Raw genomic sequence first — 15,644 nt, forward strand, 5'->3', positions numbered from 1 at the left:
ATCCGGGACCCGACTACTCCGCAGGCTGTGCGTAATGAAGGTCGATGGTGCCCGAATAGCCGGGAAGCGTCAGCTTGTCATCCTCTTCGACCTTCCATCCCAGTCCGTACGCCTTCACGTACAGAAGGTAGTTCTGGATCGCGGTGGAGTCGTCGAGCGCCTGCCTGAGCTTCCCCCGGTCGCCGACAGCGGTGACCTTGTACGGCGGTGAGTAGACCCGGCCCTGGAGGATCAGCGTGTTGCCCACGCAGCGGACCGCGCTGGTGGAGATCAGCCGCTGGTCCATCACCCGGATGCCGCGGGCCCCGCCCTGCCAGAGCGCGTTGACCACGGCCTGGAGGTCCTGCTGGTGGATGACCAGGTCGTTGGGCTGGGGATCGGGGTACCCGGGATTCGCCGTGGCGTTCGGCGGAGCGTCGTTCAGCGTGACGGAAAGCGCCTGACCGGTGATCTCCGTGGTGCCCGCGGCCTTCTCCAGAGCGTCGAGCTCCGCGTCCTCGGCACGGGTGCTCCCGTCGTCGCGCCGGGCGAGGGTGTCGATGTCCCCACGCACCGTTGCGGTCGATTCGTCCAGTTCCGCGTTCTTCTCACTGCGTTGCTGAATGAGGTCGGAGAGTTTCAGTAGCGAGGAGTCCGTACGGATATCGGTCCCCTTGGCCGTATTGGCACTGGTGACGAAGATCAGTCCGGCCAGTGCGAAAACGGCAGCGGTGAGGCCTTGGGCCGGGCCGCGCGACATGCGGCGGGCCGGACCTCGAGGAGAGTCGGCAGAATTGCTCAACGTACCCTTATCTCCTTAGGCGCCACGGAAGCACTACGCTAACGGACGCCCCGGGGAGGCAGCATTCCCCCTTGCGCCCCGGCGCCAGCCACAGATCCCTGCGCGGTCACGCAGCGCATCGACAGGAGAGTCCCTCGTGCCGAAGTCACGTATCCGCAAGAAGGCAGATTTCACGCCGCCGCCGACGAAGCAGGCGACGAGCATAAAGCTGACCAATCGCAGTTGGGTGGCGCCGGTGATGCTGGCGCTCTTCCTGATCGGCCTGGCCTGGATCGTGGTCTTCTACGTCACCGAGGGCGACCTGCCGATCGACGCGCTGGGCAACTGGAACATCGTGGTGGGCTTCGGCTTCATCGCAGGTGGCTTCGGTGTCTCCACGCAGTGGAAGTAGCTCTGCCCTAAAGTTACCCACAGAGTTATCCACAGGCGGGGGAAAAGGTCAGACGATCTGTGGATAACTTCCCTCGGGGTTGACGCCGGTGTGACTACACACTTACGCATCGCAAGAGGGTGTGCCCCTTGTCCTGACTGGAAGAACCCGGTTCAGCGACAAGGGGCACACCTGTTCCCCGCGTCGTACACAAGATCCGGCACGTTCTGTGGACAACTACACCCCCGGAGCAACGGATTCCGCTCAGGTGAGCGCAGCGGTCCTGGCAAGGACGACGGCCACGACCACGATCAGAACCGACGCGCAGGCGCCGTACTGCACGAGATTCCGGCGCTCGCGCGGGGCGTGGACCATGGCGATGGCGATCAGGGCGCCGGCGACCAGTCCACCGACGTGGGCCTGCCAGGCGATCCCGCCCCAGGGGTTGAAGGTGAAGATCAGGTTCACCACGAGCAGCGCGATCACCGGCCGCATGTCGTAGTTCATCCGGCGCATCAGCACCGCCGTGGCACCCAGCAGGCCGAAGACCGCTCCGGACGCACCGAGCGTGCCCTGCGCCGGGTCGGCGACGAGGTACGTGAGCGCGCTGCCGGCAAGCCCCGAGAGCAGGTACAGCGCGAGGTACCGGGCACGGCCGAGCGCGGCCTCCAAGGGGCCTCCGAGCCACCAGAGCCCCAGCATGTTGAACGCGATGTGCCACACCTCCTCGTGCAGGAACGTCGACGTCACCAGCCTGTACCACTGCCCCTCGGCGACCCCTTCGTAGCCGGCCGACGAGTCACCCACGTAGGCGCGGCCGAACAGCAGGAGATCGTTGAGCAGCGCGTGCCTGGCCATGACCGCCACGAAGACTGCGAGATTGAGGCCGATGAGGATCTTGGTGATCAGCCTCGGATCGGACGCGACGCTACCGCCGGCGAGGGTCCGCGGCCGGTCCGCCGCGGGGTGATGACCCGTCCCGGAGGCTTCACGGACGCAGTCAGGGCACTGGAATCCCACCGAGGCACCGATCATGCAGTCCGTGCAGATGGGCCGCTCGCACCGGGTGCAGCGGATCCCCGTCTCCCTGTCCGGATGCCGGTAACAGGTGGGAGGCCCGGCCGCAGCCGCGGACCCGTCCCGGTCTTCCGGCGGCTGCTGCTTCTCCATGGGTCACGGCCCCTTCGGTCCTCGTCCGTGGGGGCGGCGCACATGCGACCGCCCCCGCTCGCCCGTTATGTAACAGTACGGACGAGGAGGGCGGTTGGTTCCCGGCCGGCCGGTCCCCGTTGGGCTCCCGTGCCTTGGGTTCCTGGGCGGACAGCAGCGATCCGCCGGGCCGGCGACTCGTGGGCCGGGCATCGGTCGGATCAGCGGGTCTCGATGAGGACAGACTCGATCACCGCGTCCTGGAGCGGACGGTCGGTGCGCGGATTCGTGGGAGTGGCCGCGATGGTGTCCACGACCTTCCTGCCCCCCTCATCGGCGACCTCACCGAAGATCGTGTGCTTGCCGGTCAGCCAGGCGGTGGGCGACACGGTCAGAAAGAACTGGGAGCCGTTGGTGCCGGGCCCCGCGTTGGCCATCGCCAGCACGTACGGCTTGGTGAAGGCGAGGTCCGGGTGGAACTCGTCGCCGAACTCGTATCCGGGGCCACCCGTTCCGTTCCCCAGCGGGTCCCCGCCCTGGATCATGAAGCCGCTGATGACTCGGTGGAAGACAGTTCCGTCGTACAGCTTGTCCGTGGACTTCTTGCCGGTCTCCGGGTCGGTCCACTCACGCTCGCCCTGGGCGAGTTCGACGAAGTTCCTGACCGTTTTGGGCGCGTGGTTCGGCAGGAGCCGGATCACGATGTCGCCGTGGTTGGTCTTCAAAGTGGCGTAAAGCTGCTCGGCCACGATCTGCCTTCCGTAAGTGCTCACTGATGACCACCGATCCTCGCACGGGGCGCCCCGTCCACAGCCCGGCCGCCGCCCCGTGGCCTGGCTGCGCTCACCTTGTTGCGCCCTTCCCGCACCATTCCCACACTTCCCGGGCAACAGCTTTGAGCGCGGCCAAGTGCCCGACGGACGGGGGCGGGCCGACACGAACCGTGACATCGTCGTCGACACGCTCCCCTTGCACTGCGTTGCCCGACAATGCTGGACATGACCCGGATGCCCGTCCCGCATGGCGCTGATTGCCTCAGCGGGCATGATTTCGAACTGGGTGGATAGGCGGAGTACCTACCCGCCACCAAGGAGGAGGATCCCGTGACCCGCATCGACAGCGTGCGCGCCGCAACCTACTCGGCGAAGGACAGCGCGCAGCACGCCGCGGAAGTGGTGGCGCCCTATGCCGACACGGCCAAAGAACAAGCCGCGCACTACGCACAGGAGGCACGCGCACGGCTCGCGCCCAAGGTGTCGAAGGCAGCCGCGCAAGCCCGCGTCCAGTACGGCGCGCATCTCGCACCGCGCATCGAACAGGCACTGACCCATGTGCCTCCGAAGGTGGACGAGGCCGCGCACAAGGCCGCTACCCGGACGCGCAGCGCCGCCCGGACCGCGGCCGACTACACCGTGCCCCGCGTCGAGTACGCCGTGGCGGCCGGTCGGCCCGTGGCAGAGGAGGCCACGGCCCGCAGTGCGGCCGCACTTGCGGCACTGCGCGGCCAGGTCACTGCCAAGGAGATCCAGAAGCTCGTCAGAAAGCACGAGCGGCGGGCCAAGGCAGGCCGGGCGGCCAAGGGGTTCCTGGTGCTGGGCGTCCTTGCGGGCGGAGCCTTCGCCGCCTGGAAGTGGTGGGACAAGCAGGCCAACCCGGACTGGCTGGTCGAGCCCCCGGCCCCCACCGAGGTGGCCGACGACCGTGCTCCTCTGACTTCGGTCGACGGGAGCGGCAATACGGTCCTCGACCCTGAGGTCCGTGCCAAGCAGGACGAGGCCGAGACCGGCTCGGACCCGACGGACGGCAACGACCACCGCTGACCCGCCCCGTCCGGCAGCGACGCCTGAGAGGGGCGCCGGAAGACCTCACGGTCTTCCGGCGCCCCTCTCTGTTTCACGTGAAACGAAGCCGCGCCGGGACCACGGATAGACCCGTCCGCCGTCCCGGCGGGACCGCCAACGCGGAAGAGCCCCTCCTACCAGCGTTTCCGCTGGTAGGAGGGGCTCTTCTGAATGTGGAGCCTAGGAGATTCGAACTCCTGACATCTGCCTTGCAAAGGCAGCGCTCTACCAACTGAGCTAAGGCCCCGAAAACAGACACAACAGGGCACATTCCTGCCGCGATGTCCGTCGCAGAACAGAGTACCGGGTGACCCCCCGAATCCTGCAAAAAGATTGGGTCTCCCGGTGTGGAACCGCTCTCCGTAAGATGCACGACGAGGTTCGCAGCAGCGAAGCCGCAGCGCAGGGGAGACGCAATGGACGCAGCACAGCAAGAGGCGACGGCTAGAGCCAGAGAGCTCCAGCGCAGCTGGTACGGAGAGCCGCTGGGTGCGCTCTTCCGCAGGCTGATCGACGACCTGGGCCTGAATCAGGCACGGCTCGCCGCGGTGCTGGGGCTGTCCGCCCCGATGCTCTCCCAGCTGATGAGCGGCCAGCGCGCCAAGATCGGCAATCCCGCCGTGGTCCAGCGCGTCCAGGCGCTTCAGGAACTCGCCGGACAGGTGGCGGACGGCAGCACCAGCGCGGGAGAGGCCACCGAGCGGATGGAAGAGATCAAGAAGTCGCAGGGCGGCTCGGTCCTCACCAACACCGGCCAGACGTCCACCACCGGCGGAGCCCCCACCGTGCGGCGGGTGGTCCGCGAGATCCAGTCCCTGCTGCGGTCGGTCGCCGCGGCCGGCGACATCATAGACGCGGCCGACTCCCTCGCGCCCGCGCACCCGGAGCTGGCAGAGTTCCTCAGGGTGTACGGAGCGGGACGCACGGCGGACGCGGTCGCACACTACGAAGGCCACCAGAACTAGCCCCTTCACCGGGAGCAGGCCACGGGGGAGCCGGAAGCGGGCCACGGGGGCCGGAGCAGCCCCGGGACAGGGCAGAGCCGTGGCAGTATCCCGACAAGCCGGAGCACGAACCGATACGGGAACGGGAGCGGGCGCAGCACAATGGGTGAGGTCTTCGCTGGTCGGTACGAGCTGGTCGATCCGATCGGACGCGGTGGGGTCGGTGCCGTCTGGCGCGCTTGGGACCACCGCCGCCGCCGCTACGTGGCAGCCAAGGTCCTGCAGCAGAGCGACGCGCACACACTGCTGCGCTTCGTCCGTGAGCAGGCGCTGCGGATCGAGCATCCGCACGTCCTCGCCCCGGCCAGCTGGGCTGCGGACGACGACAAGGTCCTGTTCACGATGGACCTGGTCAGCGGCGGCTCCCTGGCCCATGTCATAGGCGACTACGGGGCGTTGCCTCCGCGTTTCGTCTGCCTGCTCCTCGACCAGCTGCTGTCCGGGCTGTCCACGGTGCACGCCGAGGGGGTCGTACACCGTGACATCAAGCCGGCCAACATCCTGATGGAGGCCACCGGGACGGGCCGGCCGCACCTTCGGCTGTCCGACTTCGGCATCTCGATGCGCAAGGGCGAGCCGCGGCTGACCGAGACCAACTACGTGGTGGGTACGCCGGGTTACTTCGCACCCGAGCAGATGATGGGGTCGGAGCCCGACTTCCCGGCGGACCTGTTCGCCGTGGGCCTCGTCGCGCTGTACCTGCTGGAGGGGAAGAAGCCCGACGCCCAGGCGCTGATCGAGTACTTCGCCGCGCACGGCACCCCAGGCGCCCCTCAGGGCGTGCCTGAGCCCCTGTGGCAGGTGCTCGCCGGTCTGCTCCAGCCCGATCCGCACCAACGCTTCCGTACGGCAACGGGCGCCCGCAAGGCGCTGTCGGCCGCGGTGGAGATGCTGCCGGAGCCGGGCCCCGACGACGAGACGGTCGAGGTGTTCGACCAGATCGGCCCCCTGCCCGCAGGATTCGGCCCGGACGGACCGGAGGCTCCCGGCGGTGACCCGCGGACGCCCGCACAGGCGGCCGGTGGTGCGGCACCCTCGCCCCAGCCGTACGCCCCCGCACAAGGTCCCGGGCAGCAGCCGTACGCGTCGCACGCATCCATGTCGGAGACGGGCAGCTTCCACATCGCGCCGCCCCCGCAGCAGTCGGCACCCGCTCAGTATCCGGCGGCCGTTCCGCATCCGGCGCAGACCGCCGCGCCGCTCCGGTACCCGACCGAGGCCTCACCAGATCCGTCCCAGGCGCCCACGGCCGCCGTGCCGTACGGGGCGGCGGCCACCCGCCCCTACACCGCCCATCACCTCCAGGCTCCCCCGACCGTCACACCTGCTCCGCACGCGTCTCCCACGAAGCGCCCTGGACCGCCCCCGAAGGTGGCGATCCCGGTGCTGCTGGTGGCTCTGGTGTGCTTCGCGGTGGGCATCTGGGCTCTGATCGAGTCCTGACGGGCTGCCAAGTCCGTCGTCCGGATCAGACTGCGAGCCCAGCCTGATCCGGAAAGGAACGCCTGAGGGCTGTCCCGCACTCCCCGGTGGATCAGCGCGCGGCGTCAGATGCGGTGCATCGCAAGGCGGAGGGTCGTCCTCGTACTGGGCGTATTCGGGCGATCCGACAACGCGGCGAGGTGCCGTAGCTGTCGTCGTACGCCCGCCGGGGAGTACGGGACAGCCCTTAGGCCCGGGGCGGTCCCCCGGTCGGCCGCTGTCCCCCCGAGGCCGGCGGAGGCGGCACGGCCCGGCGCCTGGCGAGCAGCGTCCAGGCGCCGAGTCCGAGCACCAGGACCGCGCCCGCGCCGATACCCGCCGCGGCCACCAGCTTCATGGTGTCGCTCTTCTCCGCCTCCGGCGCGCTCCGACCGCTCCTGGCCATGTCCCGGTCGTCGTCCGTGACCCCGAAGATGCCGGCGTCCCCCTGGTAGGGCGACGTCTTGCCGTCGTTGACGACCTTGACCTTGAGCGTCAGCCCGATGGGATCGTCACCGTAGTACTCGGCGACCTTCGGGGAGAGTGTCACCGACAGGTAGTACCAGCCGGCGAACCGCATGGCACTGACGTCCTCCGCGGAGTCGTGACGGTTCTCGTAGGCCACCGGGGGCAGCGGATCCAGAGCCACCGAGTTGGGCGCCCCCGAGTAGGACAGTGCCGCGTCGTCCACGTGCCCCCGTGCCGGGTTGTCCAGCGACAACGCCAGGGCGTTGCCCAGGTACTCGGTCGACTTGCCGCTGTTGCTCAGCGCGGCCGTGGCGAAGATCTGCTGCCCCCAGTCCACGGGCACCCGGTAGAAGCGCGTCTGTCCCGGCGCGATGCCGTCCACCCATTCACCGGACTCCAGGCTGGTGGCGTCGTAGAAACTGCTGCCGCCGGATCGCTTCTGCTTGCCCGAGGGCGGAACAGGCGACGCGGAGGGCCAGTTCTCCGGCGCCTCCGTAGGCATCGGCTCGCCGTCCTTCAGCGCGGGCTCGGTCTCGAAGCGCAGCTCCAGGTCCCAGGCGTCGGGGGCGGAGGTCGCCTTGCTCTCCCGCTCGATCAGTACGTTGTACGTTCCACCCGCCGCGCACGTGGTGCCTCCCTTCTCCACGGTCCGGTGGGCGTACGCGGCGATGGGCCGCGGGAACTCGGCCGACTCGAAAGCCGCGTCCTGCGAGCTGCACCGGTTGTCGTCGAGGTCCCTGATGCTCACCGTGATGCCGTCCCCGTAGGCGACCTCCCCGGCCGTCCTGGGCACGGCCACCGCGGACACGTACGCATCGGTCGAGGCGTCGAGCTCCAGACGGTAGTAGAGCTTCTGCGCCTTCTCGATGGAACTCCGGTAGACGGAACCGGGCTTCAGCTCCGTCGCCTCGGCGTTCGACTCGGCACCCTGGACGGACGTCGCCGCCGGATCGAAGGTGTAGGCCACCGCGCTGTCGGCAGCCTGCGCCTGACCCGGCGTCGATGCCACCGCGCACATCGCGGCGATCGACGCCAACGTCACCCGGCCCCTGTTGCGCTGCCTGTTCACGCGCTCCCCCTCGTCGTGTGCGTACCTGCCCCGCGTCGGCCGCGTACGAAAGCGAGCACGGCGATCAGGGCTAGCACGGCGCCCGCTCCGCCAGCGGGCGCGATGCCGGTCCATCCTGCCCCGCCCGCACCACTGCTGTCGCCGGGCGTAGCCGCACTGCCGCTCTTGTCCGCCTTGGTGCGTCGCCGGGGCCCACGGCGCTGTACCACTTTCCTCCGGGCCCGATCGTGTCCGGACACTGTCCGGGAGCCAGCTCCTGCGCGCCGCCCGCCGTGACCGCTCCCTCGATCCGCCGGCCCCTCAACCGGCAACCGGCTGAGGAGAGTTGGGAGTCGAGCACCATGGTCGGGCTGCCGCAGCCCGGCCCGTCCTGTCCCACGGCGCGCGGCCCTGCCTGCGGCAAGGCCGCCACATGGCAGGAGCTCCCGCCACCAGGGCGAACAACGCCGCAGCGGCCGCGACCGCGCTCCTGCCATGTGGCGGCTCACCCCCGCCCTCGCCCACGCACTCACCGAATCCCCCTCGCGCACCCCAATCGCTTTGCTTACGCAAGCTATCGATTTGCGGAAGTGAACTCAAGAGTTCGGCTGTCACGGTCCCGCAACAGCGGGCCCCGGACAGCACGAAGCCCCGGCCGCTCGGCGACCGGGGCTCTTAGCAGACTGTTCCGTCTCACACACCCGAACCCGCGGGCACGGAGTCGGTCGCCTCTGTCCACAGATCCTGCTCGGCGCGATCCGCCTGGATCTGGCGGTACACGAGGAGCCCGCCGATGGCGGCCAGTGCGACCAGGAGAAGCTTCTTCACCGCGCGACCTCGTCTTTCCTTGACGTAAGGGACTTCTGCCGCCCGACTATACACACCGGCCGATACCGATCGGTGACCTGCCCGGACCCCCGCAGCCACCCCGTTCACGACCCTTCACGAGGACCCTCGGCGACCCGGAATCAGCATGTCCGAGCCGGTTGAACCATACGAGTGGTGTTCATCAGAAGATCGGCGCACCGGGGGCGTCGGTCCCGGGATCCGCGGCCCGGATCCACATCATCGGAAAGGTAAGCAAACCGGACCACCTGAAAGCGAGGGGCCATGAGCACCTTCAGGGTCAAGAGCATCTGGACAGCCTTCATCACAGCCTTCTTCGCACTCCTCGCCTCACTGGGCCTCGCCACCGCCCAGACCGCGGCCGCGGAGCCGGCGCACACGACCCAGGAGCACACGGGTGCGACCGCGGCAACCGCGACCACCCCGTCGGTGCGATGGACCCTTCCGCGTGACAGGGCACTGCCGCCGACCATGAAGCAGCGCATCCGCGCCGAGGCGCACGGTTCCTCGCCGGCCACCCGCCAACTGTCCGCGGACTCCAGCGACACGGCGGCACACGCGACGGACGGCGCCCGCTCGACCCGCGCCGGAGCCCCTGCAGGGGACTCGACCCCCCTGCCACCCTGAAAGCGTCGCTGACGCCATCCAGGCCCCTGACCCGGTCCCCACCGGCAGGGGTCTTTTCGTATGCCCGGGCGCCGCCTACTGCACGGACCTTCGAGTGCCCGGGTATCGCCAGGTGGACCCGGTCGGAACGATCGGCTGGTCGTGCCGGCGCGTGGTCAGCTGCTTCGCCTTGCACAGTCCCCCTCAAGGGGCGTGCACACCGGGCGCGACGCCTGAGACACCGGGGCGGGTCCGTGACCGTCGTTGATGTCACCCCTGCATACCGAAGGCCCCCAGTCGAATCGACTGGGGGCCTTCGTGCTGGTGGGGCTAACAGGATTTGAACCTGTGGCCTCATCCTTATCAGGGATGCGCTCTAACCAACTGAGCTATAGCCCCGCCGCGCTGCTGCGCTGACTTCTGAAGATTAGCGCACGTCGGGGCCAGTCCCAAAATCGATACCCGGCGCCCTACTCGTCCTCGGCGAGAGTGAGCTCGACACCGCCCACGAAGCCCGCCGACAAGTTGTAGATGAAGGCGCCGAGCGTGGCCAGCGCGGTGGCCAGCACCACGTCGATCACCGCGATGACCGACGTGAAGATGAGAACGCGCGGCAGCGAAAGGAACGACTGCAGATCGAAACCGTTGCTCTCGTTCGAGCCCGTCGCCTCACTGATCGTGCCGCCCACGGTGGTGAAGACGCCCATCGCGTCCATCACCATCCACAGGACCGCGGCCGCGACCACCGTGCAGATGCCGAGTGCGATGGAGAGCAGGAAGCTCACCTTCATGACCGACCAAGGATCGGCCTTCGCCACCCGCAGACGCGCCTTCCGGGTACGCGGAGTGGTCCGCGCCCCCGTCCGCGGCCTACGCATCGCCTGTACGCCGCCCACGCCCTGCGCTCCGCCCTCTGTGCCGCCGCCCTGCGTACCGCCCGCGGGGGACGGATACGCCTGCGGCGGGTGGTAGGGCCCCGCCTGGCCCGGTGCGGGCTCCCGCTCGCCGGGCAACGGCCCGGTCGCGTACCCCTCGTACTGCGGCTGAGGTCCCCGAGTGTCCGTCACAGTGCCCCCTTGGGAGTCCGTGGCAGGGCCACGGGCGCCGTTCGCACCTGCTCCGGAAGCGGCCGAACCATCGCCCGTGGCTCCACTCACGCTCTACTCCTCGTGCTCCCCTGCCGAGGGCGCCGTGCCCTCGACTGTGCCCTCGACCACGTTCGCGGCATCGGCCTCGACCATGGCGCCTTCGGCCTCATCGGTCCCGTCGACCTCTTCGGCCTCACGACCGGCCTCGGCGTTGCGCGCGATACCGACGACGGCATCGCGCTTGCCCAGATTGATCAGTTGGACGCCCATGGTGTCACGGCCCGTCTCCCTGACTTCATTGACTCGCGTACGAATCACACCGCCGCCGAGCGTGATGGCCAGGATCTCGTCCGCCTCCTCCACCACCAGCGCACCGACGAGCGAACCGCGGTCCTCCACGATCTTGGCGGCCTTGATGCCCAGACCGCCACGGCCCTGGACGCGGTACTCGTCGACAGCGGTCCGCTTCGCGTAACCACCGTCGGTGGCAGTGAACACGAACGTACCGGGCCGGACAACATTCATCGACAGCAGTTCGTCGCCCGCGCGGAAACTCATGCCCTTGACGCCCGAGGTGGCACGCCCCATGGGCCGCAGCGCGTCGTCCGTCGCGGTGAACCTGATCGACTGGGCCTTCCTGCTGACCAGCAGCAGGTCGTCCTCGGCCGACACCAGCTCGGCCCCGATCAGCTCGTCGTCCGCGCCGCTCTCCGTCTCCCGGAGGTTGATCGCGATGACGCCACCGGACCGCGGCGAGTCGTAGTCCTTGAGCGACGTCTTCTTCACCAGACCACCCTTGGTGGCCAGGATCAGGTAGGGCGCCGCGTCGTAGTCGCGGATGGCCAGGATCTGCGCGATCTGCTCGTCAGGCTGGAACGCCAGCAGGTTGGCCACGTGCTGGCCCCGCGCGTCCCGGCCCGCATCAGGCAGCTCGTACGCCTTGGCCCGGTAGACCCTGCCCTTGTTCGTGAAGAAGAGCAGCCAGTGGTGCGTCGTCGACACGAAGAAGTGGTCGACGATGTCGTCCTCCCTCAGCTTCGTGCCGCGGACGCCCTTGCCGCCGCGCTTCTGCGAGCGGTAGTCGTCCGTCTTCGTGCGCTTGACGTAGCCGCCGCGGGAGATCGTGACGACGATGTCCTCCTCGGCGATCAGGTCCTCGATGGACATGTCGCCGTCGAAGGGCACGAGCTTCGAACGCCGGTCGTCGCCGAACTTGTCGACGATCGCCGCCAGCTCCTCGCTGACGATCTGACGCTGACGCGCGGGCGAGGCGAGGATCTCGTTGTACTCGTTGATCTTCGCCTGGAGCTCGTCGTGCTCGGCGGTGATCTTCTGGTGCTCCAGCGCGGCCAGCCGGCGCAGCTGCATCTCCAGGATCGCGTTCGCCTGGATCTCGTCGATCTCCAGCAGGCCCATCAGGCCCTCGCGCGCGATCTCGACCGTGTTGCTCCGGCGGATGAGCGCGATGACCTCTTCGATCGCGTTCAGCGCCTTCAGCAGGCCACGTAGGATGTGCGCCCGCTCCTCGGCCTTGCGCAGCCGGAACCTGGTCCGCCGGACGATGACCTCGATCTGGTGCGTCACCCAGTGCCGGATGAACGCGTCGATCGACAGCGTGCGCGGCACCCCGTCGACGAGCGCCAGCATGTTCGCGCCGAAGTTCGACTGCAGATCGGTGTGCTTGTAGAGGTTGTTCAGCACGACCTTGGCGACCGCGTCTCGCTTGAGCACGACGACCAGGCGCTGGCCCGTACGCGAGGACGTCTCGTCACGGACGTCCGCGATGCCGCCGACCTTGCCGTCCTTCACCAGGTCGGCGATCTTCTGCGCGAGGTTGTCGGGGTTGGTCTGGTACGGGAGCTCCGTGACGACCAGGCACTGCCGGCCCTGGATCTCCTCGACCGCCACCACGGCGCGCATCGTGATCGAGCCGCGACCGGTGCGGTACGCCTCCTCGATGCCCTTGCGGCCCACGACCAGCGCGCCCGTCGGGAAGTCCGGCCCCTTGATCCGCTCCAGCAGAGCGTCCAGGAGCTCCTCGGGGCTGGCCTCCGGGTTCTCCAGGTACCACTGCGCGCCGGAGGCGACCTCGCGCAGGTTGTGCGGCGGAATGTTGGTGGCCATGCCGACCGCGATGCCGGCCGAGCCGTTGATCAGCAGGTTCGGGAACCGGGCCGGCAGGACGACCGGCTCCTGGTTGCGGCCGTCGTAGTTGTCCTTGAAATCGACGGTCTCCTCGTCGATGTCCCGGACCATCTCCATGGACAGCGGCATCATCTTGCACTCGGTGTACCGCATGGCCGCGGCCGGGTCGTTGCCCGGGGAACCGAAGTTGCCGTTGGAGTCCACGAGCGGCATGCGCATCGACCAGTGCTGCGCCAGTCGCACGAGCGCGTCGTAGATCGAGGAGTCACCGTGCGGGTGGTAAGTACCCATGACGTCACCGACGACGCGGGCGCACTTGTAGAAGCCCTTCTCGGGCCGGTAGCCGCCGTCGTACATCGCGTAGAGCACCCGGCGGTGGACGGGCTTCAGACCGTCCCGCACGTCCGGGAGCGCACGCGACACGATGACGGACATCGCGTAGTCGAGGTAGGAGCGCTGCATCTCCGTCTCGAGCCCGACGGGCTCGACACGCATGCCCACGCCCGGGACGGCGGGCTCCTCTTCGGGCATCACAGGGGTGTTCTCGTCGGCCATTGCTGGTCAAAGTCCTTTCGCGCTGCGGCTTGCTTGTACGGCCGACTCAGATGTCGAGGAAGCGGACGTCCTTGGCGTTGCGCTGGATGAACGAGCGCCGCGCCTCGACGTCCTCGCCCATCAGCACGGAGAACAGGTCGTCGGCCTGCGCCGCGTCGTCGAGCGTGACCTGGCCCAGCACACGGTGGTCGATGTCCATCGTGGTGACACGCAGCTCCTCGGCGTTCATCTCCCCGAGACCCTTGAAGCGCTGGATCGAGTCCTCCTTGATCCGCTTGCCGTTCTGCTTGCCGAGGGCCACCAGGGCGTCGCGCTCGCGGTCCGAGTACGCGTACTCGAAGTCGTCGCGGCCCCACTTGATCTTGTAGAGCGGCGGGCGCGAGAGATAGACGTGACCGGACTCGACCAGCGGACGCATGAAGCGGAACAGGAAGGTCAGCAGCAGGGTGTTGATGTGCTGGCCGTCGACGTCGGCGTCCGCCATCAGAATGATCTTGTGATAGCGGAGCTTCTCGATGTCGAAGTCCTCGTGGACCCCGGTACCGAAGGCCGAGATCAGGGCCTGGACCTCGGTGTTCTGCAGGATCTTGTCGATGCGCGCCTTCTCGACGTTCAGGATCTTGCCCCGGATCGGCAGGATGGCCTGGTACATCGGGTTGCGGCCGGACTTCGCCGAACCACCGGCGGAGTCACCCTCGACGATGAAGATCTCGCACTTCGTCGGGTCGTTCGACTGGCAGTCGCTGAGCTTGCCGGGCAGCGAGGCACTCTCGAGAAGCCCCTTGCGCCGTGTCAGGTCACGGGCCTTGCGGGCCGCGACCCGGGCCGTGGACGCCGCGATGCCCTTGCGGATGATGTCCGCGGCCTCGTTGGGGTTCCGGTCGAACCAGTCCGTCAGCTGCTCGTGGACGACCTTCTGGACGAAGGTCTTCGCCTCGGTGTTGCCCAGCTTGGTCTTCGTCTGGCCCTCGAACTGCGGCTCGCCCAGCTTGACCGAGATGATCGCCGTAAGACCCTCGCGGACGTCCTCACCCGTGAGGTTGTCGTCCTTCTCGCGCAGCAGCTTCTTGTCGCGCGCGTACCGGTTGACCAGCGAGGTCAGCGCCGCGCGGAAGCCCTCCTCGTGCGTACCGCCCTCGTGCGTGTGGATCGCGTTGGCGAAGGAGTAGACCCCCTCGGTGTACTGCGTGTTCCACTGCATGGCGATCTCGGCCGAGAGCAGACGGTCCTTGTCCTCGGCCTCGATGTCGATCACCGACTGGTGAATGAGTTCGCCCTTGCGGGAGTTGAGGTACTTGACGAAGTCGACGATGCCGTTCTCGTAGTGGTACGTGACCGTCCGCGTCGCCTCCTCCTCGGGTACGTCGACGGCCTCGGCGCTGTCCGCGCCGGCGGTGGCCTTCGCGGCGTCGCGCTCGTCGGTCAGCTTGAGGGTGAGGCCCTTGTTGAGGAACGCCATCTCCTGGAAGCGGCGCGAGAGGGTCTCGAAGGAGTAGTCGGTGGTCTCGAAGACGTCCCCGTCGGCCCAGAAGGTGACGCTCGTCCCGGTCTCCTCGGTGGCCTCGTGACGGGCCAGCGGAGCTGTCGGGACACCGAGCTTGTAGTCCTGGGTCCAGCGGTAGCCGTCCGTCCTGACCTCCACCGCGACCCGCGTGGACAGGGCGTTGACGACGGACACGCCGACGCCGTGCAGACCGCCGGAGACGGCGTAGCCGCCGCCGCCGAACTTTCCGCCCGCGTGCAGGACGGTGAGCACGACCTCGACGGCCGGCTTGCCCTCGGACGGCACGATGCCGACCGGGATGCCGCGGCCGTTGTCCACGACGCGCACCCCGCCGTCCGCGAGGACCGTGACGTCGATGGTGTCCGCGTGCCCGGCCATGGCCTCGTCGACCGAGTTGTCGACAACCTCTTGCACGAGGTGGTGGAGACCGCGCTCACCGGTGGACCCGATGTACATACCGGGTCGCTTGCGGACCGCGTCCAGGCCTTCGAGCACGGTGATCGCGCTGGCGTCGTACGAGGCGGTGACCTCGCCGTGCTCACCGGCTGTGGACGGGATGTTCTCGTTGGGGTTGCCGGAATCGGCCACGAAGCGCCCTTTCTGGCACAGCACAGGCCGTTCTCCGGCAGGCGGGAGCGGCTGCGTCGTTCGGCATGTATCGACGACTCCCGCAAGGAAGCGGGATTGTCCATCAGTCTACCGGTAGCGCCGACATGAATGGGGGTTTGCCGGTGCCTGAGTACGCATGTGCCGCCCTGAACCAGCGGCTGACGACTCC

General features: G+C 68.3%; 13 protein-coding genes and 2 tRNA genes. 5 read left to right on the top strand and 10 right to left on the bottom strand.

Going from position 1 to position 15,644, the window contains the following annotated elements:
- Nucleotides 1–13 precede the first annotated feature (13 nt).
- The gene (locus tag AB0I83_RS12845; RefSeq protein WP_363304577.1) at nt 14–739 is read right to left on the bottom strand and encodes a DUF881 domain-containing protein; all 726 of its coding nucleotides are present in this window, start codon (nt 737–739) and stop codon (nt 14–16) included.
- A gap of 178 nt (nt 740–917) precedes the next feature.
- Here AB0I83_RS12845 and crgA point away from each other — a divergent pair, with 178 nt between their 5' ends.
- Nucleotides 918–1,172: a cell division protein CrgA gene (crgA, locus tag AB0I83_RS12850; protein WP_356841146.1), complete on the top strand. Its 255-nt coding sequence runs from the start codon at nt 918–920 to the stop codon at nt 1,170–1,172.
- A gap of 243 nt (nt 1,173–1,415) precedes the next feature.
- Here crgA and AB0I83_RS12855 read toward each other — a convergent pair whose 3' ends face one another.
- Nucleotides 1,416–2,321 (bottom strand): rhomboid family intramembrane serine protease, encoded by a 906-nt coding sequence (locus AB0I83_RS12855; RefSeq protein WP_356841145.1) that lies wholly within the window; start codon nt 2,319–2,321, stop codon nt 1,416–1,418.
- Nucleotides 2,322–2,521: 200 nt separating this feature from the next.
- On the bottom strand, nt 2,522–3,049 hold the full coding sequence (locus tag AB0I83_RS12860; protein WP_363304578.1) for a peptidylprolyl isomerase: 528 nt from the start codon (nt 3,047–3,049) through the stop codon (nt 2,522–2,524).
- Between the two features lie 354 nt (nt 3,050–3,403).
- Between AB0I83_RS12860 and AB0I83_RS12865 the strand changes: the two genes are divergently transcribed.
- Nucleotides 3,404–4,120, top strand: a complete 717-nt coding sequence (locus AB0I83_RS12865) for a DUF5324 family protein (RefSeq protein WP_363304579.1) — start codon at nt 3,404–3,406, stop codon at nt 4,118–4,120.
- A 195-nt stretch (nt 4,121–4,315) separates the two neighbouring features.
- Here AB0I83_RS12865 and AB0I83_RS12870 read toward each other — a convergent pair.
- A tRNA-Ala gene (locus tag AB0I83_RS12870) sits at nt 4,316–4,388 on the bottom strand.
- A 169-nt stretch (nt 4,389–4,557) separates the two neighbouring features.
- Between AB0I83_RS12870 and AB0I83_RS12875 the strand changes: the two genes are divergently transcribed.
- On the top strand, nt 4,558–5,106 hold the full coding sequence (locus tag AB0I83_RS12875; RefSeq protein ID WP_363304580.1) for a DNA-binding protein: 549 nt from the start codon (nt 4,558–4,560) through the stop codon (nt 5,104–5,106).
- Between the two features lie 141 nt (nt 5,107–5,247).
- Nucleotides 5,248–6,588: a protein kinase gene (locus AB0I83_RS12880; RefSeq protein WP_363304581.1), complete on the top strand. Its 1,341-nt coding sequence runs from the start codon at nt 5,248–5,250 to the stop codon at nt 6,586–6,588.
- A gap of 226 nt (nt 6,589–6,814) precedes the next feature.
- On the opposite strand, the gene AB0I83_RS12885 is transcribed toward AB0I83_RS12880, so the two are convergent.
- Nucleotides 6,815–8,143, bottom strand: a complete 1,329-nt coding sequence (locus tag AB0I83_RS12885) for a hypothetical protein (RefSeq protein WP_363304582.1) — start codon at nt 8,141–8,143, stop codon at nt 6,815–6,817.
- A 672-nt stretch (nt 8,144–8,815) separates the two neighbouring features.
- Entirely contained in the window at nt 8,816–8,950 is a 135-nt protein-coding gene (locus tag AB0I83_RS12890) for a DLW-39 family protein (RefSeq protein WP_003958712.1), read from the bottom strand.
- A gap of 282 nt (nt 8,951–9,232) precedes the next feature.
- Here AB0I83_RS12890 and AB0I83_RS12895 point away from each other — a divergent pair, with 282 nt between their 5' ends.
- Nucleotides 9,233–9,595: a DUF6344 domain-containing protein gene (locus AB0I83_RS12895; protein WP_363304583.1), complete on the top strand. Its 363-nt coding sequence runs from the start codon at nt 9,233–9,235 to the stop codon at nt 9,593–9,595.
- A 301-nt stretch (nt 9,596–9,896) separates the two neighbouring features.
- Here AB0I83_RS12895 and AB0I83_RS12900 read toward each other — a convergent pair.
- The 4 genes from AB0I83_RS12900 to gyrB form a co-directional block, all read right to left on the bottom strand.
- A tRNA-Ile gene (locus tag AB0I83_RS12900) sits at nt 9,897–9,973 on the bottom strand.
- Nucleotides 9,974–10,044: 71 nt separating this feature from the next.
- Complete coding sequence (locus AB0I83_RS12905; protein WP_356534533.1) at nt 10,045–10,641, bottom strand: DUF3566 domain-containing protein; 597 nt, start codon at nt 10,639–10,641, stop codon at nt 10,045–10,047.
- A 93-nt stretch (nt 10,642–10,734) separates the two neighbouring features.
- Nucleotides 10,735–13,362 carry a DNA gyrase subunit A gene (gene gyrA / locus AB0I83_RS12910; RefSeq protein WP_356534531.1) on the bottom strand — a complete coding sequence of 876 codons (2,628 nt, stop codon included), beginning with the start codon at nt 13,360–13,362 and terminating at the stop codon, nt 10,735–10,737.
- 46 nt (nt 13,363–13,408) lie between these two features.
- A complete protein-coding gene (gyrB, locus tag AB0I83_RS12915) occupies nt 13,409–15,478 on the bottom strand; it encodes a DNA topoisomerase (ATP-hydrolyzing) subunit B (RefSeq protein ID WP_363304584.1) in 2,070 nt (689 codons plus the stop codon).
- Nucleotides 15,479–15,644: the final 166 nt, after the last annotated feature.

The sequence above is a fragment of the Streptomyces sp. NPDC049970 genome, assembly GCF_040660235.1.
Classification (GTDB): Bacteria; Actinomycetota; Actinomycetes; order Streptomycetales; family Streptomycetaceae; genus Streptomyces.

Coding starts and splice junctions, on each gene's coding strand:
- AB0I83_RS12855 (WP_356841145.1), bottom strand. CDS start 2,321: ATGGAGAAGCAGCAGCCGCCGGAAGACCGGGACGGGTCCGCGGCTGCG.
- AB0I83_RS12895 (WP_363304583.1), top strand. CDS start 9,233: ATGAGCACCTTCAGGGTCAAGAGCATCTGGACAGCCTTCATCACAGCC.
- AB0I83_RS12880 (WP_363304581.1), top strand. CDS start 5,248: ATGGGTGAGGTCTTCGCTGGTCGGTACGAGCTGGTCGATCCGATCGGA.
- gyrA (WP_356534531.1), bottom strand. CDS start 13,362: ATGGCCGACGAGAACACCCCTGTGATGCCCGAAGAGGAGCCCGCCGTC.
- AB0I83_RS12875 (WP_363304580.1), top strand. CDS start 4,558: ATGGACGCAGCACAGCAAGAGGCGACGGCTAGAGCCAGAGAGCTCCAG.
- AB0I83_RS12845 (WP_363304577.1), bottom strand. CDS start 739: ATGTCGCGCGGCCCGGCCCAAGGCCTCACCGCTGCCGTTTTCGCACTG.